This is a genomic window from Bradyrhizobium sp. USDA 4538, assembly GCF_024171045.1.
Lineage (GTDB): Bacteria > Pseudomonadota > Alphaproteobacteria > Rhizobiales > Xanthobacteraceae > Bradyrhizobium > Bradyrhizobium australafricanum.
The window spans coordinates 634,099-656,962 of the sequence record NZ_JALJZE010000002.1; the positions used below are offsets into that span (position 1 = coordinate 634,099).

Below are 22,864 nucleotides of genomic sequence, written 5' to 3' on the forward strand. Positions count from 1 at the left end.
CGATGGCAAAGCGCTTGAAATGAGGTTCTGCTGTACGGGAACTTACTTAAGCGGTGTCATGACAAACATGATCCGGGTCAGGCAAACTGGAGCATTCTTTAGACTAGAATGTTCGTTGCCAAATCCACCGGCTGGGAGGGAGCAAAGGATAATGAAGGCGTCGAAGTTTCGGACACCCAGAAGGTGCAGTAGGCCTTCAGCGTCTCGTTCATAAACACGGTGTCGTTGTCCGTATCGAGACCGAGCAGCGCGAAGGGCAATTGTTTGCGCAATTCCATCAGCACAGTGCTCAGCAGTGTCTGTTCGCACAATCAATCAATGGAGCGCACTCTAGTCCAACCGGTCACGACGTCGGTGAGCACGAGGGGCTGGATGAAGCTGCCGCGCGCTGACCGCTGTGCGGATCAATTTTTCAGCCTTGTCGGCGTCATCGAACTCCCAGGCCTGACGCAGCACGCGACGGGGTGGCCGTCTGATGCTTTTTCGGCAGGCGTCCCATGATGTTGCGCGCCTTGTGAATATGATTCCATTGCCAGCTTCGTCGTGACGACCGGCTTTGCGCTTCTCCATGAAGGCGACGAAGTCGGCGAGCCGACGGAGGCTTTCCGCGACAATCTGCTCCTTCAGATCGGCACCACGCTTATCTTATTCGATAGTTTTCTTTTTTAAAAAAGAAACGATTTTAAGATACCTGAGCGCGAAAAACCCTTAGCCGGCACCTCACAATAGCGTGGTCCGCTGCGGGTTCTTGGGTCGTCCGTGAAGAATGCGGATTGACCTGAGAAATAAGTAGAATTGATCTTGATGTAGTATTCGATTTTGCAGGAAAGCAATGGGGTGTTGGACCTCGCTTTCTTGCGTTTTAAGGTTTTGCTTTTGGGCGATTCGTGATTCCCTGACGGCGTCGTCGACATTGGGGGATGCGATGAGCAAGCCGCGGGATGATCGCCAGAAAGACCTGTTGCTTCCGGCGCTTGATCAGATCATCGACATGGGTCATCCGTTGGTGCGGTTGGCAGCGCTGATCGACTGGAACATCCTGAATGAGCGCTTCAGTTCGGTGTGCCAAGCAGGGTCGGGACAGCCGGGCTTGCCGACGCGGCTAGTCGCTGGCCTGTTCATTTTGAAGCACATGCACAACCTGGCAGATGAGGTGCTGTGCGCTCGCTGGATCGAGAACCCCTCACATAAGTAAATTGCTGTCAAGGTGATTGTTTCCTCACAACGCCATGGGATTTTAATGAAGCGCCGCCGTGAGCGATTGCCCGGGCGAAGCTGGTCGGGTTGCGTAGCCGGGGCAATCGCGGGAGGTCCACCCCGATTATCACGTCGAAGTCGACAAGACCTTTTACTCGGTCCCGCACCGGCTGATCGGCCGTCGGATGGACGTCCGGCTCACCTATCGAGCCGTCGAGATCTTCCAGGATCACACGCGTGTCGCCAGCCATGTGCGCCGCTCTCAGCGCAGCGGCCATGTCACCGTGAACGAGCACATGCCCAAGGCCCATCAGCGTTATGCCAATATGACGCCGGCGAGCTTGATCAAGATGGCAGCGCGGATCGGCGTCAACACCGCCACTCTGGTCGAGCGGATGATGCGTGAGCGCCCGCATCCCGAGCAGGGTTATCGCTCCGCCATGGGATCATCGCCCTGGCACGGCGCTACGAGCGCGATCGGCTCGAAGCGGCCTGCGAGCGGGCACTCGTCATCAACGCGATCAGCTACTCCTCGGTGAGCGCGATCCTCAAATCCGGGCTCGACCGCGCGAGCCCTGCTGCCGCACCCGTCAAAGCCACCCCCTCGCACGCCAACATCCGTGGTGGGGGCTATTATCAATGAAGGAAAGGAACATCGCGATGCTGACCACCGTACGTATCCGAACAAGGCCGCCTTGTGAAAAGATTGGGAGCGTAGCTGACCGTCCTTATGGATGTGCATAAGGACAGTGCGGTGCTGAGCCGCATAGAGGTGGTTGAGACCGGTCGGCGGCGCCGCTGGACGAGTGCGGAGAAGCTCAGGATCGTAGAAGAGAGCTTCGCGGGGCCACGACTGGTTTCGGCGACCGCTCGCCGGTACGGGATCTCACGCCAGCTTCTGCTGAATTGGCGCAAGGCTTTGGCCTCCAATTATGGGGCTGGAGAGAGTTCGATCCGCCCGACGTTTGTCCCTGCGATAGTTGTGGCGAGTACGTCCCCAACGACGGAAGCTGTTGAGGCAGGTCAGATCGAAATCGTAAGCCCGAAAGGGCTGCGCGTGGTCTTCGGTCCCGGCGCGGATGTCGAGGTGGTGGTTCGAATTGTTCGCGGACTGGAGCGCCGATGATCCCGATCCCGACGGGCGTGCGGGTGTGGCTGGCGACGGGCCACACGGATATGCGCAGAGGCTTCCCCTCCTTGGCGCTGCAGGTTCAGGAAGTGCTTGGTCAGGACCCACTGGGCGGCCACTTATTCTGCTTCCGCGGTCGCAGAGGTGACCTGCTGAAGGTGATTTGGCACGACTCCCAGGGAGCCTGCCTATTTACGAAACGTTTGGAGCGGGGGCGATTTATTTGCCTTTGGCGGCGGATGGCGCGGTATCGATCTCACCGGCGCAGTTGTGTCTTACTTGCTGTCCGGCATCGACTGGAGGCATCCTCAAGAAACTCAACGTCCAACGCGGGTCGGCTAGTCGTTTTACGGTTTGAATTTGCGGCTTGATCGTAAGCGTGGCGTCGAGGCCCTTTGGATTGTTTGTGCGGAGTCTTGAGAGCACCGCTAGAAGAGTCATCTTCTGGAAGGGGGCTCACAATGGACGACCATTCTGACGACATAAGACGACCGTTGTCACCGCGTATCGAAGTGTACGCAGGCGCAGGTCGAAAGCGCTGGCCGGATGATTTGAAGGCACAGATTGCCGCAGAAAGCCTCGAGCCGGGGGCGGTTGTCACAGACGTCGCCCGTCGCCATAGGTGCCGGCCCCAGCAGGTGCATGACTGGCGGCGCCGGGCGCGTTTGGGCCAGTTGGTGCTGCCGGCTTCGACGGACACGCTGTCGTTCGTGCCGGTGGTGTCGGAATTGGCGCTACCGGCGGCCGCAGAGCCCACCGGGTCGCCGGAACCGGAAGCAGCCGTTCTGACGGTTGAACTGCAGGGGGCACGAGTGGAGGTGCGAGGGACGCCTGGCCTTGCTGTGTTGAGTGATGTGTTCTTGGCGCTTCGACGGACACGTTCATGCTGACGCCGCCCGCGAGCCTGATGATTTACGTGGCGACGCAACCTGTGGACTTCAGAAAAGGTGCGGAGGGCTTGGCGCTGTTGGCGAAGGAGACGCTGGGCCATGACCCGATGAAGGGCGTGGCGGTGGTGTTCCGTGCGAAGCGCGCCGATCGAGTGAAGATTGTCGTCTGGGATGGCAGCGGCCTTGTGATGTATTGGAAGCGGCTCGATGGCAGCGGCTTCAAATGGCCTCCCATCGTGACCGGCGTGATGCGGATGAATGCCGCCCAGCTGTCCGCGCTTCTGGCCGGCATGGATTGGACGCGGATGCACGCGCCTCGGATCCTGCAGCCGAAAGCGCTTGCGTAGGACATAAAATCTTCGCTGCATCGAGGCGCGAAGCATGGCAGACTCGGGCCCGTGAGTGATTTGCCTGATGAGCTGCCGAGCGATCCCGCCGAGTTGCGTGCCTTTGCCGCGGCTCTGCTGGATCGCTGCGCCAGGCTCGAGCGGTTGCTCAAGCTTGCGAAGGATGCGCAGTTCGGTCGGTCCTCGGAAAAGCTGGATGCTGATCAGCTACAGCTTGTTCTGGAGGACATCGAAGAGGCGGTTGCAGCTCTCGAAGCAGCCGAGGATCGCGTCAATCCCAGAACCTCCGAGAAGAGAGCGGCCGAGCGTAGAACCAACCTTGGTCAGCTTCCGGAGCATTTGCCGCGCATCGTCGAGACCCTGATGCCCGCTGCAACCTGCTGTCTGTCCGTCCTGCAAAGGCGATCTCTTTGAGATCGGCCACGATGAGAGCCAGAGGCTGGACGTCGTGCCGGCGCGGTATCGCGTCATCGTCACCCGCCGGCCCAAGCTGGCCTGCCGCGCCTGTCATGGCGTCGTCCTCCAGCACGCCGCGCCCGAGCGACTGATCAGGGGAGGATTGCCTACCGAGCGACTGGTCGCGCATGTCATCGATGCCAAGTATCATTGGCATTTGCCGCTTTACCGCCAGGTGCAGATGCTGGCGACGCACGGTATCGCCATCGACCGTTCCACGCTCGCCTTTTGGGTCGGCTACGCCGCCCAGGAATTGAAGCCCTTGTGGCATCGTCTGCGCCAGCTTCTGCTGGCCTCTTCGAAGCTCTGTGTCGATGAGACCCCGGCGCCGGTGCTGGATCCGGGGCGCGGCAGAACAAAAACCGGCTACTTCTGGGCGCTGTCACGCGATGACAGGCCTTGGGCCGGACCTGATCCGCCTGGGGTGATCTATGCCTATGCACCGGGCCGTGGCGCCGTTCATGGCTTGCGGCTGCTTGAGGGCTATCGCGGCATCATCCACTGCGACGGCTATCAGGCTTACAAGACCATGACCCGAGAGACGCGTGCGGACGCCCTGTCCGGGACGCTCGCCTTCTGCTGGTCGCATCTGCGGCGCCAGTTTGTGAAGATCGAGCGCGAGGCTGCGCCGGCGCCAGCTCCGGTTGCCCGCGAGGCCCTTGAGCGCATCGCCCAGCTTTACGCGGTCGAGAAGGCACCCCGCGGCCGATCTGCGGACGAGCGCCGCGCGGGGCGACAAGCGCATGCCCGGCCTCTGGCTGCAGCCTTGAAGCAGTGGTTTGAGGCCAAGCTTGCTCACCTTGCGCAGAAGAGCGACACGGCGAAGGCCCTGCGTTACGCGCTGCGTCATTGGGACGGCCTGACGTTCTACCTTGATGACGGGCGCATCGAGATGGACACCAATGCGGTCGAGCGAGCGATGCGGCCGATCAAGCTCAATGCCAAGAACTCCCTCTTTGCCGGTTGCGACGAAGGTGCCGAGAATTGGGCATTGCTGGCTTCGCTCATTGAGACCTGTAAGCTCAATGGCGTCAGTGCCGAGCACTGGCTCGCTGACGTTCTCGCCAAGCTCGTCAATGGTTGGCCTGCGGCGCGACTGGACGAACTGCTTCCCTGGGCGTCGATCTACACGATGCATGCACACGATCCGAGGCTGGCGGCATGAGCCTGAACACGACCGCGGTCCGGATCAAGGTGACCCTCAAGGATGTGAAGCCGGAGGTGATGCGTCGCCTTGTCGTGCCGCTCACCCTGCGCCTTGATCGGTTGCACCTGACGCTTCAGGAGGCATTCGGCTGGACGAACAGTCACCTCTTCGAGTTCTTCGCTGGTGAGGTCCGTTGGGGGATTCCTGATCCCCACAACGATTACGGCCACCAGCCCATGGACGCCCGCAAAGCGCGGCTTTGCGATATCGTTCGAGAGACCGGCGCCAAGACGATCCATTATCTCTATGACTTCGGCGGTAAGCGGCAAGCTGAGGCCGTCAGGCTGCGTGGTTCCATGGCATAAGCGCGTCGATTTGGCTGCTCGGCCAGCCGTTGGCGATACGCTGAAGTGTTAAGGCGAGCCAGGCGAACGGATCGACGTTGTTCATTTTCGCCGTCTGCAGCAGCGTTGCGATGGTCGCCCAGGTTCGTCCGCCGCCGTCGCTGCCAGCGAAGAGGCTATTCTTTCTCGTGATTGTTTGTGGCCGGATGGCGCGTTCGACGACGTTGGAGTCGAGCTCGATACGTCCATCGGTCAGGAAGCGTTCGAAGATGGCACGGCGCGAGACGGCATAGCGGATCGCCTCGGCCAATTTTGATTTGCCGGAGATCCGCCGCAAGGTCTGCTGCCAGAGATCGAAGAGATCTGCGACGATCGCCGCGGAGGTTTGCTGGCGTGCGGCAACGCGAGCGTCGGGGCTTTGACCGCGCACGGTTTTCTCGACCTGCCAGAGCCTTGCCATCCGCTCGACCGTCGCCGTTGCCACTTCTGAGCTCCCTGCAACATGCAGCTCGTAGAACTTGCGTCTGCAGTGTGACCAGCTTGCGTCAGGACAAGTCCTGGAAAGGAGGAAGAATGTAATCTGAAACCTTTCAACGTGACCCAGAGGGTTCGACGCCCTCCCGGCAAAGGCGGAGCCCGCCAGCCGGAAGCGAGTCTTGCATGGGTGACGGCAACGTCACTCGTGAAGCGTAGACAGCGGGTACTGAAGCCCTGTGACCAGCCTCGAAATCACGGTCGTGCTGAAGCCTTCGTCGTGTTGGATCCGGGGGCAGCACTGGGAAAGCCGCTATGGCCAGGCTGACCGGTTCGGCCGGGGTCTCTGAGCAGGGCAAAGGTACGGGATGGGACACCAGGAAACCTGAGAGGTCCCGGTTGTGCCCACATGGGAAAGCCGGCACGGAGCACCGGCCATAGCAACGCTCCAGGCCTGATGACCGACTTGGCGAGCATCGGGAGCGCGCACGCGAACACGAAAACACCAAGGCATGTGGAATCCCGAGGTGAAGACATAAGCCGACGGACGCGCGCGGCGGGAAGTCGTAGCGGCTTCGTAGTACCGAGGAAGGCGGGGAACTGGGCTCACCGGGACCCGCTCGAGGGAAGGGAGCCGCCACGCGTTAAGACCCATTGACGAGAAACACGGGAGGGAACGCTGAGTCCCACGAACCTGTTCACGAAACGACAATGGATAGCCGATCTGGCGAGGAAGAATCCCAAGCGGGTGCTGACCTCGCTGCATCACCTGATCGACCGTGAATGGATGCTCGAGGCCTATCGCCTGACGCGCAAGGATGGCGCGCCCGGTATCGACGGCATGATGGCGACGGACTATGAAGCGAACCTGGAGGCGAATCTTTGTGATCTCCTGGCGCGCATCAAATCCGGACGTTACATCGCGCCGCCGGTGCGACGGCACTACATCCCGAAGGCGGATGGGACCGAACGGCCACTCGGCATCCCGACATTGGAAGACAAGGTGGCACAGCGGGCGATTCTCCTGCTGCTGGAGCCGATCTACGAGACCGACTTCTTGTCGTGCTCGTATGGCTTCCGACCGGGACGATCGGCCCATGATGCCCTACACGCTCTGCGCAATGGGTTCATGGAGCAAGGGCTGCGTTGGGTGGTGGACGTCGATATCTCGAAATACTTCGACACCATCGACCACACGCACCTGCGCCGATTCCTCGATCAGCGAGTCGCGGACGGCATCGTCCGGAGGATGATTGATAAATGGCTGAAGGCGGGGGTGCTCGAAAAGGGCGTCCTGCGCCGCACGACTGGTGGAACGCCCCAAGGCGGCGTGATCTCGCCACTGCTTGCAAACATCTACCTGCATTATGTGCTGGATGAATGGTTCGAGCAGGGGGCGCGACCGCGGCTCAAGGGGCGATGCCAACTGGTCCGATACGCTGATGACGCGGTGATCGCCTTCGAGGACCATCTGTCCGGCAAGCGATTGCTGAATGTGCTGGGTAAGCGGCTCGGTCGGTACGGGCTTCAACTCCATCCGACCAAGACCCGCTTCGTAGACTTCCGGTTCAAACGCCCCGGTGGGCGTCATCCCGCGACGGCGGGGACCACATTCAACTTCCTTGGCTTCACCCATGTATGGGGTCAATCGAGGAAGGGTAAGAATGTCGTCCGACAGATAACGGCAAAAGACCGTTATGCCCGCGCGCTGGCTTCCGTCACGGAATGGTGTCGGCTCAACCTGCATCGCCCGTTCCGGGAACAGCACGCGCACTTGTCGCGGGTTATCCGGGGGCACTGCGCCTACTACGGCATCTCCGGCAACGGCCGACGGATCAGATGGTATCACCACCAGCTCACGCGGATATGGAAGAAATGGCTCGCGCGGCGTGGTCGCCACAGCAATCTGCCGTGGTCGCGCTTCCGAGCCATGCTCGCGCGACACCCTCTGCCGACAGCCAAGATCGTCCACCAATATGCCGTCTCGTGAGCGAAGCTTACGCGTGAAGAACCGGATGCGGGTAATCCGCTCGTCCGGGTCTGTGAGGGGCGGGGATGGCAACATCCCCGCCTACTCGGCAGCCAGCCAATGTGATGCCATCATTGCCGCGATCGGATCGCGCGAGCTTGTTATAGGCGGCATAACCATCCACTTGCAGGATGCCGCGATAACCATTGAGGTGGCGGACCGCGCATTCGCCGGCGCGGCTGTCTTCGAAGCGATAAGCCACCATCGGCGGACCGTTGCGGCCAAAGGTTCGGTCATCTCGGGCATAGGCCCATAAGTAGGCCGTCTTGGTCGATCCGGAGCCCGGAGCGAGCGTCGGCAAAGTGGTTTCGTCGGCAAAGACCCGTTCGGCCTTCTTGACCTCGCTGAAGATGTAGTCGGCAATGATCTCGAGCTCGAAGCCGAGCTTACCCATCCATTGGGCCATCAGCTGGCGGTCGAGTTCGACCTGATCGCGGGCGTAGATGGCCTCCTGCCGGTAGAGCGGCAGGCCATCGGCATATTTGGCGACGGCGATGTGGGCCAGAAGCGCTTCCGTCGGAATGCCGCCTTCGATGATGTGGGCCGGGGCCGGCGCCTGGATGACGCCGTCCGCGTTCTTGAAGGCATACTTGGGACGGCGCGTGACGATCACCCGGAACTTCGCCGGCACCACATCCAGGCGCTCCGACACGTCCTCGCCGATCAGCACCTTCTGCTTGCCGGCATACTCCGCCAGCTCTTGCGGCTCAATGACGGTTTCGATCCGTTCCAGATGGGGCGCAAAGCCCTTGCGCCGACGCGGTGCACGCTTGCCATCCGCCTGCGCACGGCCCTTGCTGACCTGGGCCTTGATCGCGGCGATGCCGGTCTCGATCTCCTCGAAGACGAAGGCCTGCTGTTCATCGTCGCCGTTCGCCGAGCCGAGCTTCTCCGATCGTCGGCCGAACCGGGCGCGGTCGAAGGCCTGCAGGATTTGCGTCAGCCGCTCGATGCGCGCATCGGCATCGGCGTTGCGGGCCTTGAGATCGGCGACTTCGCTCTCCAGAGCAGCGGCGCGGGCCGCTTTCTCGGCCATGGCAAGCACCATGGCTTTCAGCGTCTCTACGTCATTCGGGAGGCTGAGATCGGGCGGCGTCATTGACCCGACCAGAGCACATTTTGCCCCGTTTCTCTTGCCCTTTCAGGCCGCTGATTCACTTCGCCGCAGTGCTTTTACCCAACAATCTCCGGCGGCTTGACCGCCGCGGTCCGGACCCGCTTCCAGTCCATCCCATCCACCAGTGCCATCAACTGCGCAGCATTCAGCTGCACCCGATGATGCCCGATCCGCGGCCAGCAGAACCTCGCCTTCTCAAGCCGTTTTAAATAGAGGCACACGCCGGAGCCATCCCACCATACGATCTTTATTCGGTCGGCTCTTTTGGCGCGGAACACATAAAGCGCACCGTCGAACGGATCTGAGCCGGCATCGCGCACCAGCGCAACAAGGCCATCGATACCCTTGCGGAAGTCGACTGGATGGCTCGCCAGGAACACCTTCACGCCGGAGGGGATCATGCCGAACGGACCGCCCGGATCACCCGCTGCAACTGCGCCTCGTCGACGTCCACGCCGGTGCGCACGATCACCTCGCCAATGGCAATCTCGATCACCGCGCCTGCCACAGGCGCCACCACACCCTCGCAACTCGGGTGCCGTAAGCGATAACGCCGCCGCTCGGCCCGAGCGTCACGGCGCCAGGCGAACAGCTGCGACGGGTGAATGCCGATCCGGCGGGCGATCGCCGAGACGCTCGCGCCAGGCTCCAGCGCCTCCATCACGACTTGGGCCTTAAACTCGTCCGACCAGCGTCGGCGAAGCTGCCGCGGCGCTCCCTCAAGACGGTCGGCGACCGCTTCGATCATATGGAAGGTTCTAGTTCCAGAACTAGGCGCAGACATAGAAGCTCACATCGGCTCACAAACTTAGCAGCCGATAGCCGATCGTTCACCCCTCCGCCAGACGGGGTCTCCTTGCTTTCAATTACCCACATTTGACGTCGGATTTGAGCGAGGCGCCGCGGGCGAAATCTTGAATCGGTAGAATCTGTTGTGATTCGTTGTTGAGCACCTGATTCGGAAGCGCGGGGTGCTCGATGGGCTTGGTGAAGGAACGTGCCGGGGCGCGTGCTCAGCGATTGACGACTGGTATCGAGACGTGGGTTGATCGGGAAGCTGCGGGATGCGAGTTTAAGGATGAGCGGCTTGGTCGCCGGTTCTGCAAATTGCTCGCACAAATCGGGAGCGACATGGGTCAAAGCATCCCGCTGGTTTGTCAGGATTGGGCCAACACGAAGGCCGCTTATCGCTTCCTCTCCAACGAACGGGTCAACGAGGCGGATATTCTTTGCGGTCATTTCGAGGCGACGCGCGGGCGCGTAGCGGCGACGGAGGGACCGATCCTCGTCCTCCATGACACGACGGAATTCAGCTTCAAGCGCGAGAAGCCGGATCTGATCGGCTTTACGGGTAAGACGGCAGGACGCACGCAGTGCGGCATCCTGATGCATTCGAGTCTCGCCGTGACGACCGAGGGGCTTCCGCTCGGACTGTCGGCAATCAAGTTCTGGACCCGCAAGAAGTTCAAGGGGACGACGGCGCTGAAGCGAAAGATCAATCCGACACGGGTGCCGATCGAGCAGAAGGAGAGCATCCGCTGGCTCGAGAATTTACGGCAATCGACCGACCTTCTCGCTGCTCCCGGGCGATGCGTTCATATTGGTGATCGCGAGAGCGACATCTATGAGCTGTTTTGCCTGGCCGAGGAGGTCGGAACGCATTTCCTGGTGCGAACCTGTGTTGATCGGCTTGCCGGGGACGGCAATCATACAATTGCCGACGAAATGGACGAGGTTACGATCAAGGGTCTACATCGGATCAAGGTCAAGGACGACAAAGGCGATCCCGACGACGCCGTTCTTGAGATCAGGTACCGCAAGATACGCGTCCTGCCGCCGATCGGCAAACAGACGAAATATCCCGCACTCACTCTGACCGTGATCCATGCTCAAGAGCGAGGAAGGCCGAAGCGGCGAAAGAAAATCGAGTGGAAGCTCCTCACCGATCTTCCGGTCCAATCGCGCAAGGACGCCATCGAGAAGATTGAATGGTACGCGTTGAGGTGGAAGATCGAGGTCTTCCATAAAATCCTCAAATCGGGCTGCAAAGCAGAGGACTCAAAATTGCGAACTGCTGAGCGTCTGGTCAATCTGGTCGCGGTCTTCTGCATTGTGAGTTGGCGCGTCTTCTGGATGACGATGCTCAATCGCTCCTCGCCGAATGCCGTACCGCAAACGGCGCTGACGGATCCCGAAATCAGGCTTCTTGATCATTTGGTGAAAGACAGGGGTGGTGATTGCTCTCGACGAAGCACGCTCTCGCACTATGTCGTCAAGATCGCGCGGCTCGGAGGATATTTAGCCCGAGCCAACGATCCGCCTCCAGGAAATACCGTGATCTGGCGCGGATTATCGCGGCTGACCGACATCGAACTTGGAGCCGCAATCGAGGCAACAATTATGGGTAATTGAAAGGTCTCCTTGCCGCTTACCGCCGACCTGAATAACTCTCGGCTACAATCCGCAGCTTCGCCTCGTCGGTGAAGCGCCGCCGCCCGCCCGTATCGACGATCTCAAGCCCGCCGACCGGTGTCTCTGTATAGACGTCCATACAGACGATTTCTGACTTGTTCGCCAAAATACACAAGCCTGCCGCCCCCGGTTGCCGTCGGACGGATACGGTAATCGTAAGCTCGCTCGGATGCTTACGTCTAACCGCCGCTGGATGAAAGTTCGGTGGGTTACAAAATGATGTTATTTGCTGTAAGTTATTCTTGTAGATTTGCTCAGAGGGGATTCTCGAAAACTGAGAGCAAGGCTGCGGAAATTTACTCGTGCGTCTGTTTCTGTCAGATCTGTCATGGCAACGCGCATTGCGGCGTCACGGTTATTTGAGAGATACTCAACCAACGCCAAATTCTGGCGGATTGTTCTGTTATTCAGGTTGGATCGCAACAGCTCTGCTATCCGCGGCAATGCGGCGTGTGCGTTGCCGCTCAATGCCTGAGAGAGCGCAAGATTATTGTGTGCCTTTTGGTTGGCGGGGTCGAGGGCGAGGACATTCTGATACCCCTCCTGGGCAAGGTCGTGCTGCCCCATTAGATCATACGCCACCGCGAGACCGTTCAGGACGTCGAGATTATTGGGCTCGAGCGCGAGCACCTCCTGAAGATATGCGCGAGCGGTGCCTGGATTCGATCGGGCCAGCTCGATGCGGGCGAGGCCCAGCTTGCCCCCGACTTCCGCTTTCAGTTGGATGGCCCTCGTGTAAAAGCTCTCCGCCTTCATGTACGCGCCCTGCCGATAATAAGCGTCGGCGAGGGAGAGGGCAGCTGTCATGGATGAGGGATCGCTATCGGCTACTGCGTCCAGCACGCCATAGCCCTTGTCATATTCCGCGTTACTCACGAGTTGCTCGCCCGCGGCGACCACAGACGTGATGCTGGTGCTACTGCTCTCGGGGCTGGCACAGTTCGCAAGACCGGCTATGCTGGCGACAGACGCTATTTTGAGTGCGGCTCCCAGCAAGAAACCAGTGGTCGCGCGGCGTTTGCCAACTGCCTCGGCATTGATCGTATTTGTTTTGGCTGTTCGGGATATTGTCACTGTACTCTGTGCTTCCCCGTTTCGGAGCGATCGCTTGCAGCAACGCGTAGTATTTTCTCCATGCCGATGGCCGAACGCGGCGGCAAATACTGCCCAACCCCCGCCATGGCGTGAAATTCTTGGGCGACCCCTGGCAAGTTGAATGTCGGGATGCGGAAGGCGCGTAACTTCGCCTCAAGCCGGGACACGCTGCCGCCTCTTGCCTTCATCACAACATAGGGACGTTGTCTTGCCTGTTCACGATAGATGATAGCGACAAGATGATCATCTCCAAAGACAACGTGGGTCACATCTCTCGGCCCGGGTTGGTTGGTATTATTCATTGCAATTGATTTTCTAGCCGATTTTATCTGCGGATCGCCTTCTTGGTTCTTGTACTCGTTTTTAATATCCTCTTTTGACATTTTGCTCTTCGAAATAAACATCTTCGTCTGCGCCTTGAAATCGAAAGCCGCCAAGATAATAAAGACAACCAGGATGATGACTATCGTGTTGACGATCTTCGTTTCCATGATCGGTGCTGTGCAATGAATCCCACAATAGCTAGAGACTATAATATCCCGCAGGCTCGATGTTATCGTGTAGTAGACTACATATGAAATAGAGAAAAATATAATCAGAATCCTGACGAAATTATAAATCGTATTCATGGAGAACAGGCCTTTTAAGGTATTCACGGGATTCAGTCGATCGAACTTAGGGCTGAGGGGCTTGAGGGAAAAATTAAACCTGTTGAGCAGCAATCCCGAAGTTAGTGTTACTATTAAGATGAATCCGAGATAGGCTGCCACGAGTGCGGCGAGCTCATAGTTGATTTTCATAAGCGCCGGCAGGTTTTGCTCCAGCCCTTGTAAAACCGTATCGATGGCCGTTTCGGTCAAACGGATCGACAAACTGCCGAAGGGCCGCGACAGCGCTATAAGCATCAAGAGAGATGCCGTCACGACTATGGCCTCTATGACGTTTTTGCGCTGTGGAAGCTGCCCCTCCTTGCGCTGGTCCTCAAGTTTCTTCTGTGTCGGTTCCTCAGTCTTTTCTCCGCTCATGGCGCCAACACCTTCGACATGAGTGTGATGCTAGTCGCGAGCGCCTCCATGATCTTGGGATAGGCAATTTCGAGATAAACTCCGAGCATAGTCAGTACGATGAAGGATTTTACCGGGGGGGCGAAGGTCAGCGCGTTTAGGCTCTGCGCTGTGCGGGTCAGGAAAGCGATGGCGATATCGGCCAGAAGCAGGAACCCCGAAATCGGCAAGGTGAGGGCAACCGCCGTGAAGAACAGCATGCCGGAAAACCGGAGGAAGAGTGGCAAGGCATTGGCTGAGAGCTGGGGCAGCATGTCTGTCGGCGGCCAAATGCTGATACTGTCGAACAGCATTGACATAACGATGATAAACCCGGCAGAAGAGAAGAAATATCCTGAAAAAATCTGCGACAATAGAATGGCTGTCGATGTTGTCTGCGCGCTGAAAATAACGTCGAGATCCTGCCCTTGTGTGCTGCCGATCTGAGTGTCGAAAAGGGTTCCGGCGAGTTCGAGGCCGCGAACAGGCAGCCACGTGAGCACACCGAGAAAGAAGCCGAGCATCAGCTCCTTGGACACGAGCGCCGCGTATTGTACGGAAAGGCCGCTTGTCGCTTGCAAGGCCTCAACCAAGGCAGGCGTGCACATTATGGAGGGAACCGCGATGATGCCCAGTCGCACGGCGCGCGGCATCGCACGCCGCGAAAAGAAGGGTGAAATGGCGAAGAAGCCGGAAAAGCGGCCCATTAAGATCAGGAAGGCCATGAGGACGGTTTGAAGTTTTTCGATATCTTGCAAGCCGGTGGGCATCGCCGTCCCCCTAGAGTCCGCTGACGCGGCTGAGTGCTTGCTTGAGGAACATCAGCAACTGGGTGGCCATCCAGGGGCCCCACAACACGAAGACGGCGACGACTGCGGCCAGCTTCGCCGCAAAGCCAAGTGTCTGCTCCTGCAACTGGATAAGAGTTTGCACCAGTGCGACGATAAGGCCGACAACAGTTGCGGCTGCGATGGTCGGCATGGACAGATAGAACACAATAACGACCGTGCTCTTAGCCATGACGATGATTTCTTCGGTATACATTACCTATCCTACGTGTAGCTGAGGATGAGGTTGTGCAGCAGCACGGCCCACCCGTCGGCGGCGACGAACAGAAGAATTTTGAGCGGCAGCGAAATCAGCATAGGCGGCACCATCATCGCACCCATGGCGAGGAGGATGTTAGACACCACCAGGTCTACCACCACGAACGGCAGGAACAGGACGAAGGCGATCTCGAACGCCCGCGTCAGCTCAGACGTCACATGGGATGACAGGAGAATGAAGATATTGTCGCGCGTGATCTGCCCATGCAGAGGGGCCGGCCAGAGTTTCTTGGCGGCCTCCATAAAGAAGGTCAGTTCTCGCTCATTCGAGAAGCGCAAAAGGTATTTTGAGAACGTGCTGGAGATGATGTCGTAGATTTTGGCGATATTATCCCAACTGCCACTCGTGATGTTCTGGGCGGCGATCTGACGAAGAATGTCATCGCCGAGCGGCATCAGGATGAAGGCTGTCAACGTGAGAGCAATGGCGTTGATCAGCATGCCAGATGGGGCCTGCTGAACGCCGATCGCATTCCGCACAAGCGTAAGCACGATTGTAATCTTTGTGAACGCCGTTCCCATGACAACAAGGAAAGGCAGAAGGCTCAGCGCCATGGTGGCGATGATGGCAGGCAGGAAAGACGGGACGGCCTCAGTCACCGCCGGAGACCTTTTGCATTGGCCAGCGTGTGATTTGGACGCCTATATGATTGCCAAGTTGCAGTAGATGTCCCGAGCCAATGGCCGCACCGTTGGCTAGGATCGTCACGGGAGCTTTCAGGTCGATCTCCAGATCAAGCGTTACGCCGGGCGCAAGGCTGCGAAGGTCCGCGAGGCTTAGACGCCGGCGTTTCAGCAGCACATCGATCCGCACGGGGAGATCGGATACGGCGTCTGAAAGGAAAGTAGCATCGGCTTCGAAAAGAGTTTCGGATTTGGTTTCTGTGATGTCGGTCATGTCGAAAGTATCCGGTTCGAGACGATCTTCCTGCACGATATGCATCAACCCGTTGGGGCTCAGGTTTGCCGAAAACCGCACGATGCCCGGGATGCGCCCGACCAAAGGTAGCGCCTCGACAGAGGCCGCTTCGATCAGGAGAACATCCTCACGGCCCAGTTGCCTGTAATCCTCGACGATGAGGGTTCGCACATGCAGATAAAGCATGCAGCAAAACCCCGGATCGATGGTCGCCGGCGGCGGTGCAGGGGGCAGGGAGGCAAAAAACGCTGCTCCAGCAGGCGAAACCGAAAGAATGGCGAGATCAAACGGGAAATGCGCAGTGTCGATACGGACCATTCCTCCCAGCGTGGCCGTGACATCGCAGAGTCGTTCGTCAACATGACGGAAGGCAGCATCGAGGCTCGCGATGAGGTGATCCATCCCGGCCTTCTCGGCCAGTTGTGTCACAACCAACACGGCACGCCACGTCATATCGAGGACGCCGGGAGCCTCGTCACGCCATTCGGGAAGGGCGTGATCGCACAAGACATCGCAGAGGTCCGGTTCGACGGAGAGCACGAAGGAGCCGAGCCGCGAGGAAACCATGACGTCGATCCGCGGTGTTTTCCCGGCCAGCGATGGCGGAGCGCCAAAGGTGATCCCGATTGCATCCTGGTCGGTGCCGTCCTCACCCGTCATGGGCAAACTCAGCGAGTGACGCGGGCCGGCGACGGCGTTGATGGCCTGGGCGATCTCCGGCGAGAGAACGGGAAGATGCGCCACATTCGGCGTCATGGTCCACGCCCTTCCGATGCGATCAGTTCACAGAATTCGTCGAGCTCGGCATCCTCCGCCGCAATCTCTTCGGCGCACACGATCTGGCGGAGCAGATCGTGCATCTCGCGGCTCTTGTTGAGGCGAGATTCGGTCGCCTTCTTTTCCGTAGAGGCCATCTCCAGCGCATCGCCGGATTCTGTCAGCGCGTGCCGCGCCGCGGCCACCACATTGGCGAGGTTCTGCGCGTCGTCCTGTGTTTTCCGCAGTCGTTCCTCGATAGCCCGGAGATCGTTGGTCGTCACCGGTTTGTTGAGGATCTCAGTCAGAAGATCTATTTCGAGCGTCCGCGTCTTTTTAAGAAAAGTATCGGCAGCGTCCTGGGCCTCCATAAAGCGCCGCCCCGCTTCGGCGAAAAGCCGTCTGGATCGTGCGAGATTGCGCCGTGCGTGGTCGAGCCGGCGGCTGCGTATCCGGACGATCTGGCCGAAATCAACCATGACCCACCGCCCGCTTGAGCGCCGCGATCGTGTCCTCGAAGCTCGAAAACTCGCAGGGTGCCTGCCGCAGGAAGGCATCCAGTACCGGTTTGCGGCGGATCGCCTCATCTGCCTCCGGATCAGAACCGGTGGTATATTCGCCGATGCGGATCAGCAGTTCGATTTCGTTGTATTTGGCAAGCAGCGTCCGAAGGACGCGAATGGCTTCGCGATGATCAGATGTGACGATGTTGGTCAGGATGCGGCTTGCGCTGGCGCCAACATCGATGGCCGGATAGTGGCCGGAACTGCCGAGCTTGCGAGAGAGGATGATATGCCCGTCTAGCAGCGAACGCACCTCGTCCGCCACAGGTTCATTCATGTCGTCCCCCTCGACCAGAACGGTGTAGAACGCGGTGATCGAGCCGTGTTCGGTTTTCCCCGCGCGTTCGACAAGAATCGGTAATTGTTCGAAAACAGAGGGCGGAAAGCCGCGCCGGGTCGGTGGTTCACCCGCGGAAAGACCAATCTGGCGCTGGGCACGGGCGAAGCGGGTCAGGCTGTCCATGATCAGCAAGACCTTTTCGCCGCGGTCGCGATGATATTCGGCGATGGCCGTGGCGGTATAGGCGGCTTTGACCTGTTCGATGGCCGGCCGGTCGGAGGTTGCCGCGACTATGACAGATCGCGCCATGCCGTCCGGTCCCAGCTGCCTGTCGATGAATTCGCGCACCTCGCGGCCACGCTCGCCGATGAGCGCCATCACGCAGCGATCGTATTGCGCGTTGCGGACCAGGATCGAGATCAAAGTCGATTTGCCGCCGCCCGCCGCTGCAAAAATTCCCATGCGCTGACCCTCGCCGCAGGTCAGTGCGCCATCCAGCGCGCGCACGCCGAGCGCAAAATGTCGATCGATCAGAGGGCGGGACATCGGATTGGGCGGCATTCGGTTGCCGGGAGTGCGCTCGGTAGGGCCGAGGGGAGCGCGGCCATCGATCGGCTGTCCCAGGGCATCCAGCACCCGGCCGACCAGGCTGTCCCCGACGGGCACCTCATACTCCGACATCACCGATTGTATGGTGGAATTGTGCGAGATGCCGATAGTGCGCCCATAGGGCGTCAGGAGCGCGGAGCCCGCCTCAAAGCCGACCACCTCGGCCAGCACGGACTCTTGGTTCATACGCGAAATCGCGCAGACCTCCCCGATGCCGAAGTTTCCAGCGGCGCTGATCAGCGGGCCGACCGTTTTGAGCACGCGCCCCCGCCGGCGAAAGGGCGAAGCCATCCTCGGCTCGCGCGCGAGCGCGTCTTCGCTAAAGGACCGATGCACTTCATGCTGCATGAGGCACTTCCGATCCTGCCAACAGGGTGAGAGCGCCGAGCATCTCCTCGATCATTACGGGGATGCTGGCATCGATCACATCCGATCCGGCGTAGATGAGGCATTCCTCCGGCGGCATGCGCGGATTAGCCTCCGTACGGATAAAGATTGCTGCGTTCCGGTTCTCGCGATGCAGGGCGAGCGTCTGCTCCAGCGCGGGCATCGCGCCGGGGTGGACCATGATCAACACATCGATACCTTGACGCAGATTGCCGAGGACGCTGGCCAGCGTCGCGGCCAGGAGTTCTTCTCGCGGCATCGAGCCGAGGATGTGCTCCAGGCATTCGCGCAGCAGCGCCTCGACGCGATCGGAGACCTGCTTGCCGACCTGGTCGACTTTCCGGATGGCTAAAGCGAAAGCGTCGAGACCGGCGGCGTAGCCGGCGCGGCGCGCGGCGGCACGCTCCGCCTCTATCGTCGCGCGCATGCGCCGCATTTCCTCTTCTGCCCGCTCCCGTGCGATGCGCTCGATGCGCTCAGCCGCAAGAAAGCGCGTCATCAGAGCTGCCTTTACGATGCCATTTGGCGGAAGGGCGATGCCCGGATCGATATTGATCTTGTGCATGAGCCGGCCTTTACCGCTCTAACAGGGAATGGGCGCTCAGGGCGTATTCCAGAAATGTCGTGCTGTCCGGATCATCGGGGGCGAAGGTCGCGATCGGCGGCAGGTCCTCGGCCGCAAAGCGCAACCGGAAGCGCTGGGCGTAGGCGCAGGGCAGGATGCCGAAAAGATACTGACGAACTTTTTGCGCATAGAGATCGAGCGCCTCCAGTGTAACGCTAGTGAAGACCCCGAAACCTTGGAAGACTGGCAATCCGTCCTGCCGGCGGACAATGTCGATCAGATCCTTCCGGCCGCACCAATCGATGATCTGCTCCAGAATGGCGCCATCGGTAGTGCCGAAGACGGCCTGATGATTGATCAGCAGCGCCATCTTGCGCGACAAATCCTCCAGCAGGGCATCGGGACCCGTCACGATTAGGTTGAACAGCGCTGCGGATGCCGGCGGCGTATCCTGCGGTAGCGGTTCGAGTTGTGGATATAGCCTGTCATGCAGCACCGCCCTGAGAAAGTCGTTCGACAGGATCTGCGCGGCAATCCTCCGGCTGCGGATATTCAGCAGGTTCTGCACTTGACTCACAGCGATATGCGAGGAGGGGGCCGCGTCAAAATCGCATGAGATGATCACGGCGTGCCTCCGCGGGCCTTGAACAGGAACGCTCCGGCCGCCCCGAGCAGGGTCGCCAGGAGGCCAGTGCCGGCCAACATCAGGACAGCCCGCGAATAGCTTGCCTTCTGCAGTATGATGCCCGCAAGGTTGACCATTGCGGCCGGTTGCGGCTTTGGCAGATCGACGGGCGAAACGATCACGGCGACACGGTCGTAATCGATGTTCTCGACGCTGAAGGCGACAAGCTGCTTGACCTGGGGGATCAACTCCGCCGTGATCGCATCCTTGGCAACCAGAACGAGAACTGAGGCGCTGGGCGGCGGCGCTCTCTCGAAGGGCGCAGTCTTGCGCGGATTGGCAACATGAACCTCCGCCGATACGACTCCGGGGATGCTCGAGATTGTGTTGGAGAGCTCCTGCGTCAGGGCGTAATTCAGCCGCGCCCATTCCTGCACCGGGCTGGAAACCAATCCTTCGGGTGCAAAGACCTCTCCAAGGCTGGTAAACCGGCGCCGCGGTAGACCCAGCCGCTTCAGTGTCTGGACAGCCTCGGCGAACTGGGCCTCCTCAATGAGGAGGGTGATGGTGTTGTCCTTTTCCGTTTTCTTGGAGGCCGAGAGGTTATGCGCCAGTAATTGGCTCAACATCTCGTTGGCTTCCTTTTCCTTGAGTCCCCGGCTCAACTCAACCTTGCAGCCGCCAAGCATCACCGCGACAGCTGTTACTGCTATCGCCGGGAAACGCCCGCGGCGCCGGCTCGATTGGCTTAGTTTTCTCACAGACACGCTCCGTGATACTTAGCATTACTGCGATGATAGAAGTTGCTGCGCGCTGTTGATCGTTTTGCTGATGGCTTTCACGGCTAGTTCTAGTTGAATTTTGTCGATACCGTGCTGCGTCTTTTGCCGTATGTAGGCGCTGTTTTCGCTATACATATTGACGATCTTCTTTTTTATGGCCAGCGCCGCTTCCCGCTCCTCCGGTGTCCGCAGATATTTGTCCCATTGCTTGAACTGTTCCTGGATCGGCGTCGGGATGTTCAGGAGAGGACTGGATTGATCAAGTACCGCCTGGAACGTCTTGGCGATGTCGTCCTCTTGCTGGCGGACGGCATTGGCCAGACGCTGGCCGATATCGGCAAAGCTTTGCAGCGACTGGAGGTTGCGCGCCTGTCCGACGGAGACGGTCGTAGTGCTGATCATTTTGGAGGGCTCCTTCACTTCGGTTGTTCGAATTCAATGCACATCGTCTTGGCCATCGATCAGACGACCAAGCACGGCATTGCATTCCGTTGTTACGATGCGGATCATCTCCCGGGCGGAATCGGAACCCACCAGGCCTTCATCCATGTAGATCTGGCCGAGATCGGCGGCGCGCTCGATCTGGCCATCCTGCTGGAGAAGGAACAGGTGAAAGGCGACGGCCTCATCGCGATTGATGGCGGCTTCAAAAACCTTGCCCGTTTCGAGGAGGTGGATGGCCTCCCGCGTCTTTCCAATTGAGTATTTGTACATGGCTTCCAGCAGAAACGAGCCAGCATTCTGAGGACGCGCGTCCTGAATAAGGCTGATGATTAACGTTACATGCTCCCCAATGCCTTTGTTCACCGCTGTTGATGCGATGTTGCCGAGGAGAAAGATATCTTCCTTGGTGTATTCTATGCAATTTTTAGTCATGGAATTTCATTTTTTCGTTTTTGTAATTGATTTCTACGACAACGTATTCGTTGTGCACGCTGACAAGCGTGATGCCCGGCCGCAGGGTGTCACCGGGCCGGACAATCGAACTATCGGAGAGCACAACGTAGGGATATTCGCCCGTCCAGATTGCGGCAAGTGCGGCGCGCGCCTGTGTCAGGTCGTTTTCGGTGCTTTTGTCGAACGCGACTCGAAGAAGCCCCGGCACATCCCTGAGCAGGCTGTTCTGGATGGTCTCCGCCGATTTCCGGACATCGCGCAGAGGTGAAAGTTCTATCACGCCGTCTTTCACCGAAAGAACGCGCATGCCTGCGGCTAGATTGGCGAGGGCCATCTCCGCGGCCCTCCGCAGTTGTGCGTCGACGTACACTTCGGGTTCGAACGGAAAATCGAGACGTTCCAGCTTGCTGTTGAGAAGCTGCAGGGCGTCTTCGTCCCCAACCCGCAGAATTGCGGTCCAGCGTCCATCCCGTTGGGTAAGGCTGGAAGGCGTAAGCCCCAACGCTCCGAGCTTCCGGGTGATGGCCGGGGCATCCAGCACAGGCAGGGGCATATTCGCCCACGCTTCCGTCCTGACCTGAGACGGCACCGGTACGGCCCACCCCTCAAACTGCAAGAGGCAGACAATGATGATAGCGGCGACCAATGCGCCGGCGACAGGCGTCAAGCGGCGCGCAGTGGGCTTGATCTGATTCGTTCCGGCCGGACAGCCCGAAGCCGAATAATCCGGCCTGATCCCCTCGAGCTCGATCCGGACGTTCTCGATCTGGAGAATGTCACCGGCATGCCAGGCCCGACGATCACCGCCCCGCAGCGTCGATACAGTGCCAGTGAGACCAGTGTGAAGCTCAGCTGTCGCACCATCGTTAATTTCGACGTCGACCGTATCTTCGGTCGCATGCAGGACCATGTGGACCGGTTGAAAGACTTCGTCGAGCAGAACAACTGTGCAGCCAAGGTCCGCGCCGATGCGGCAAATGCCCGGCACCAGCTTGAAAAAGCGATCCTTGATGCGCGGGCTAGTCACCTTGGCGACGATCAAGAGACGGCCTCCCCGGATGAAGTGGCGGCAGCGGCTACGGTCGTCTCGCCATCGACCTCGCCGAGGGCGAGCAGGTGTTTCACGGTCTCAATCGCACAATCGAAGACGGCGACCGCGCGCATATGGTCGGATGGGTCGCCGCCATAGGCCGCAACGCGCGACATGTCGCGCACCAGCATCTGCCGTCGCGTCCTCAGGTAGGTTGCAACGGCATCAGCGCCGCCGCAGGCACCGCGGAACAGGATGTCGTCGAACCGTTGGCCACATTGCGAAAGAGGTTTGGAATCGATTCCGGCAGGCGCCATGACTGCACTCCTTTCCCAGCAAATCAGGCCGTCGGGGACTTATGAGGAATTCAGAGTTGGTGATGATGCCGTCGCGCCAGCCAGTGCTTATAAGGTCTCACCATGCCCGACGCTGATCGGGAGCAGGGCGGGAGACAATCAGCGTTTTCTATTCGCCCATAAGCCAACTCTCGCAGATGATGCCATTCATCAACGATCTGCAGCGAAAGTGAGCCAGCCCCACACTTGCATGCCGAAGTGCTCGAAGCTCAATAGCATTCGAGCCCTCTCTGCACGGCCACCCACTCG

24 protein-coding genes and 8 pseudogenes are annotated in these 22,864 nt (G+C 59.4%); 10 read left to right on the top strand and 22 right to left on the bottom strand.

The features are described from left to right. Positions 1-185 precede the first annotated feature (185 nt). Positions 186-392 (bottom strand): annotated as a pseudogene (locus tag J2R78_RS44100) (ISNCY family transposase); the annotation flags it as partial. A gap of 7 nt (positions 393-399) precedes the next feature. Beyond that, positions 400-610, bottom strand: a pseudogene (locus J2R78_RS45585) (IS256 family transposase); the annotation flags it as partial. A gap of 315 nt (positions 611-925) precedes the next feature. Here J2R78_RS45585 and J2R78_RS44105 point away from each other — a divergent pair. From J2R78_RS44105 to J2R78_RS44140, 8 genes and pseudogenes are all read left to right on the top strand, one after another. After that, positions 926-1,183 (top strand): annotated as a pseudogene (locus J2R78_RS44105) (IS5/IS1182 family transposase); the annotation flags it as partial. A 115-nt stretch (positions 1,184-1,298) separates the two neighbouring features. Then, positions 1,299-1,840: pseudogene (locus tag J2R78_RS44110) on the top strand (IS21 family transposase); the annotation flags it as partial. A gap of 87 nt (positions 1,841-1,927) precedes the next feature. Continuing rightward, entirely contained in the window at positions 1,928-2,323 is a 396-nt protein-coding gene (locus J2R78_RS44115; protein ID WP_253610447.1) for a transposase, read from the top strand. Between the two features lie 50 nt (positions 2,324-2,373). Beyond that, on the top strand, positions 2,374-2,697 hold the full coding sequence (tnpB, locus tag J2R78_RS44120) for an IS66 family insertion sequence element accessory protein TnpB (RefSeq protein WP_375167201.1): 324 nt from the start codon (positions 2,374-2,376) through the stop codon (positions 2,695-2,697). A gap of 90 nt (positions 2,698-2,787) precedes the next feature. Next, positions 2,788-3,216, top strand: coding sequence for a transposase (locus tag J2R78_RS44125; RefSeq protein WP_253610446.1), 429 nt, complete (start codon positions 2,788-2,790; stop codon positions 3,214-3,216). Next, on the top strand, positions 3,210-3,563 hold the full coding sequence (gene tnpB, locus J2R78_RS44130) for an IS66 family insertion sequence element accessory protein TnpB (RefSeq protein ID WP_253610445.1): 354 nt from the start codon (positions 3,210-3,212) through the stop codon (positions 3,561-3,563). Before J2R78_RS44125 ends, tnpB (J2R78_RS44130) begins: the two co-directional genes overlap by 7 nt. Before the next feature lie 51 nt (positions 3,564-3,614). Next, positions 3,615-5,184 (top strand): annotated as a pseudogene (locus tag J2R78_RS44135) (IS66 family transposase). Further along, the gene (locus J2R78_RS44140; protein ID WP_253610444.1) at positions 5,181-5,531 is read left to right on the top strand and encodes a plasmid pRiA4b ORF-3 family protein; all 351 of its coding nucleotides are present in this window, start codon (positions 5,181-5,183) and stop codon (positions 5,529-5,531) included. The pseudogene J2R78_RS44135 and the gene J2R78_RS44140 overlap by 4 nt, the downstream one beginning before the upstream one ends. Here the strand turns inward: J2R78_RS44140 and J2R78_RS44145 are convergent. Continuing rightward, a pseudogene (locus tag J2R78_RS44145) lies at positions 5,506-6,048 on the bottom strand (transposase); the annotation flags it as partial. The gene J2R78_RS44140 and the pseudogene J2R78_RS44145 overlap by 26 nt on opposite strands. A gap of 684 nt (positions 6,049-6,732) precedes the next feature. On the opposite strand from J2R78_RS44145, the gene ltrA reads away from it, so the two are divergent. Further along, positions 6,733-7,974 carry a group II intron reverse transcriptase/maturase gene (ltrA, locus tag J2R78_RS44150; protein WP_253588744.1) on the top strand — a complete coding sequence of 414 codons (1,242 nt, stop codon included), beginning with the start codon at positions 6,733-6,735 and terminating at the stop codon, positions 7,972-7,974. Positions 7,975-8,062: 88 nt separating this feature from the next. Here ltrA and J2R78_RS44155 read toward each other — a convergent pair. The 3 genes and pseudogenes from J2R78_RS44155 to J2R78_RS44165 all read right to left on the bottom strand — a co-directional run. Continuing rightward, a pseudogene (locus J2R78_RS44155) lies at positions 8,063-9,112 on the bottom strand (IS66 family transposase); the annotation flags it as partial. Positions 9,113-9,186: 74 nt separating this feature from the next. Continuing rightward, positions 9,187-9,531: an IS66 family insertion sequence element accessory protein TnpB gene (gene tnpB / locus J2R78_RS44160; protein WP_027583889.1), complete on the bottom strand. Its 345-nt coding sequence runs from the start codon at positions 9,529-9,531 to the stop codon at positions 9,187-9,189. Continuing rightward, the gene (locus J2R78_RS44165; RefSeq protein ID WP_253610417.1) at positions 9,528-9,878 is read right to left on the bottom strand and encodes a transposase; all 351 of its coding nucleotides are present in this window, start codon (positions 9,876-9,878) and stop codon (positions 9,528-9,530) included. Before J2R78_RS44165 ends, tnpB (J2R78_RS44160) begins: the two co-directional genes overlap by 4 nt. A 230-nt stretch (positions 9,879-10,108) precedes the next feature. On the opposite strand from J2R78_RS44165, the gene J2R78_RS44170 reads away from it, so the two are divergent. After that, complete coding sequence (locus J2R78_RS44170; RefSeq protein WP_069279857.1) at positions 10,109-11,542, top strand: IS4 family transposase; 1,434 nt, start codon at positions 10,109-10,111, stop codon at positions 11,540-11,542. A gap of 22 nt (positions 11,543-11,564) precedes the next feature. Here the strand turns inward: J2R78_RS44170 and J2R78_RS44175 are convergent. From J2R78_RS44175 to J2R78_RS44250, 16 genes and pseudogenes are all read right to left on the bottom strand, one after another. Next, a pseudogene (locus J2R78_RS44175) lies at positions 11,565-11,681 on the bottom strand (IS66 family insertion sequence element accessory protein TnpB); the annotation flags it as partial. Between the two features lie 143 nt (positions 11,682-11,824). Beyond that, positions 11,825-12,676: a tetratricopeptide repeat protein gene (locus J2R78_RS44180; protein ID WP_253610443.1), complete on the bottom strand. Its 852-nt coding sequence runs from the start codon at positions 12,674-12,676 to the stop codon at positions 11,825-11,827. Then, complete coding sequence (locus J2R78_RS44185; RefSeq protein ID WP_253610442.1) at positions 12,673-13,722, bottom strand: EscU/YscU/HrcU family type III secretion system export apparatus switch protein; 1,050 nt, start codon at positions 13,720-13,722, stop codon at positions 12,673-12,675. The genes J2R78_RS44180 and J2R78_RS44185 overlap by 4 nt, the downstream gene beginning before the upstream one ends. Continuing rightward, complete coding sequence (locus J2R78_RS44190) at positions 13,719-14,510, bottom strand: EscT/YscT/HrcT family type III secretion system export apparatus protein (RefSeq protein ID WP_253610441.1); 792 nt, start codon at positions 14,508-14,510, stop codon at positions 13,719-13,721. Before J2R78_RS44190 ends, J2R78_RS44185 begins: the two co-directional genes overlap by 4 nt. A gap of 10 nt (positions 14,511-14,520) precedes the next feature. Then, entirely contained in the window at positions 14,521-14,784 is a 264-nt protein-coding gene (locus J2R78_RS44890) for an EscS/YscS/HrcS family type III secretion system export apparatus protein (protein WP_305884507.1), read from the bottom strand. A gap of 8 nt (positions 14,785-14,792) precedes the next feature. Continuing rightward, a complete protein-coding gene (sctR, locus tag J2R78_RS44200; protein ID WP_253610440.1) occupies positions 14,793-15,446 on the bottom strand; it encodes a type III secretion system export apparatus subunit SctR in 654 nt (217 codons plus the stop codon). Next, complete coding sequence (locus J2R78_RS44205) at positions 15,439-16,521, bottom strand: FliM/FliN family flagellar motor switch protein (RefSeq protein WP_253610439.1); 1,083 nt, start codon at positions 16,519-16,521, stop codon at positions 15,439-15,441. Before J2R78_RS44205 ends, sctR begins: the two co-directional genes overlap by 8 nt. Next, positions 16,518-17,000 carry a YscO family type III secretion system apparatus protein gene (locus tag J2R78_RS44210; RefSeq protein WP_253610438.1) on the bottom strand — a complete coding sequence of 161 codons (483 nt, stop codon included), beginning with the start codon at positions 16,998-17,000 and terminating at the stop codon, positions 16,518-16,520. Before J2R78_RS44210 ends, J2R78_RS44205 begins: the two co-directional genes overlap by 4 nt. After that, positions 16,993-18,321: a FliI/YscN family ATPase gene (locus tag J2R78_RS44215; RefSeq protein ID WP_305884508.1), complete on the bottom strand. Its 1,329-nt coding sequence runs from the start codon at positions 18,319-18,321 to the stop codon at positions 16,993-16,995. The genes J2R78_RS44210 and J2R78_RS44215 overlap by 8 nt, the downstream gene beginning before the upstream one ends. Then, positions 18,311-18,925 (bottom strand): hypothetical protein, encoded by a 615-nt coding sequence (locus tag J2R78_RS44220; protein WP_253610437.1) that lies wholly within the window; start codon positions 18,923-18,925, stop codon positions 18,311-18,313. Before J2R78_RS44220 ends, J2R78_RS44215 begins: the two co-directional genes overlap by 11 nt. Positions 18,926-18,935: 10 nt before the next feature. After that, a complete protein-coding gene (locus J2R78_RS44225; protein WP_253610436.1) occupies positions 18,936-19,550 on the bottom strand; it encodes a hypothetical protein in 615 nt (204 codons plus the stop codon). Next, positions 19,547-20,311: a type III secretion system inner membrane ring lipoprotein SctJ gene (sctJ, locus tag J2R78_RS44230; protein WP_253610435.1), complete on the bottom strand. Its 765-nt coding sequence runs from the start codon at positions 20,309-20,311 to the stop codon at positions 19,547-19,549. Before sctJ ends, J2R78_RS44225 begins: the two co-directional genes overlap by 4 nt. Positions 20,312-20,335: 24 nt before the next feature. Beyond that, positions 20,336-20,734, bottom strand: a complete 399-nt coding sequence (locus J2R78_RS44235) for a hypothetical protein (protein WP_253610434.1) — start codon at positions 20,732-20,734, stop codon at positions 20,336-20,338. A gap of 33 nt (positions 20,735-20,767) precedes the next feature. Continuing rightward, positions 20,768-21,208 (bottom strand): hypothetical protein, encoded by a 441-nt coding sequence (locus J2R78_RS44240; RefSeq protein WP_253610433.1) that lies wholly within the window; start codon positions 21,206-21,208, stop codon positions 20,768-20,770. Further along, positions 21,201-22,271 (bottom strand): FHA domain-containing protein, encoded by a 1,071-nt coding sequence (locus J2R78_RS44245; protein WP_253610432.1) that lies wholly within the window; start codon positions 22,269-22,271, stop codon positions 21,201-21,203. The genes J2R78_RS44240 and J2R78_RS44245 overlap by 8 nt, the downstream gene beginning before the upstream one ends. Next, complete coding sequence (locus J2R78_RS44250) at positions 22,268-22,576, bottom strand: hypothetical protein (protein WP_253610431.1); 309 nt, start codon at positions 22,574-22,576, stop codon at positions 22,268-22,270. Before J2R78_RS44250 ends, J2R78_RS44245 begins: the two co-directional genes overlap by 4 nt. Positions 22,577-22,864: the final 288 nt, after the last annotated feature.

Coding starts and splice junctions, on each gene's coding strand:
- J2R78_RS44115 (WP_253610447.1), top strand. CDS start 1,928: ATGGATGTGCATAAGGACAGTGCGGTGCTGAGCCGCATAGAGGTGGTT.
- tnpB (WP_375167201.1), top strand. CDS start 2,374: ATGCGCAGAGGCTTCCCCTCCTTGGCGCTGCAGGTTCAGGAAGTGCTT.
- J2R78_RS44125 (WP_253610446.1), top strand. CDS start 2,788: ATGGACGACCATTCTGACGACATAAGACGACCGTTGTCACCGCGTATC.
- tnpB (WP_253610445.1), top strand. CDS start 3,210: ATGCTGACGCCGCCCGCGAGCCTGATGATTTACGTGGCGACGCAACCT.
- J2R78_RS44140 (WP_253610444.1), top strand. CDS start 5,181: ATGAGCCTGAACACGACCGCGGTCCGGATCAAGGTGACCCTCAAGGAT.
- tnpB (WP_027583889.1), bottom strand. CDS start 9,531: ATGATCCCCTCCGGCGTGAAGGTGTTCCTGGCGAGCCATCCAGTCGAC.
- J2R78_RS44165 (WP_253610417.1), bottom strand. CDS start 9,878: ATGATCGAAGCGGTCGCCGACCGTCTTGAGGGAGCGCCGCGGCAGCTT.
- J2R78_RS44170 (WP_069279857.1), top strand. CDS start 10,109: ATGGGCTTGGTGAAGGAACGTGCCGGGGCGCGTGCTCAGCGATTGACG.
- J2R78_RS44185 (WP_253610442.1), bottom strand. CDS start 13,722: ATGAGCGGAGAAAAGACTGAGGAACCGACACAGAAGAAACTTGAGGAC.
- J2R78_RS44190 (WP_253610441.1), bottom strand. CDS start 14,510: ATGCCCACCGGCTTGCAAGATATCGAAAAACTTCAAACCGTCCTCATG.
- J2R78_RS44890 (WP_305884507.1), bottom strand. CDS start 14,784: ATGTATACCGAAGAAATCATCGTCATGGCTAAGAGCACGGTCGTTATT.
- J2R78_RS44205 (WP_253610439.1), bottom strand. CDS start 16,521: ATGACGCCGAATGTGGCGCATCTTCCCGTTCTCTCGCCGGAGATCGCC.
- J2R78_RS44210 (WP_253610438.1), bottom strand. CDS start 17,000: ATGGTTGATTTCGGCCAGATCGTCCGGATACGCAGCCGCCGGCTCGAC.
- J2R78_RS44215 (WP_305884508.1), bottom strand. CDS start 18,321: ATGCAGCATGAAGTGCATCGGTCCTTTAGCGAAGACGCGCTCGCGCGC.
- J2R78_RS44220 (WP_253610437.1), bottom strand. CDS start 18,925: ATGCACAAGATCAATATCGATCCGGGCATCGCCCTTCCGCCAAATGGC.
- J2R78_RS44235 (WP_253610434.1), bottom strand. CDS start 20,734: ATGATCAGCACTACGACCGTCTCCGTCGGACAGGCGCGCAACCTCCAG.
- J2R78_RS44240 (WP_253610433.1), bottom strand. CDS start 21,208: ATGACTAAAAATTGCATAGAATACACCAAGGAAGATATCTTTCTCCTC.
- J2R78_RS44250 (WP_253610431.1), bottom strand. CDS start 22,576: ATGGCGCCTGCCGGAATCGATTCCAAACCTCTTTCGCAATGTGGCCAA.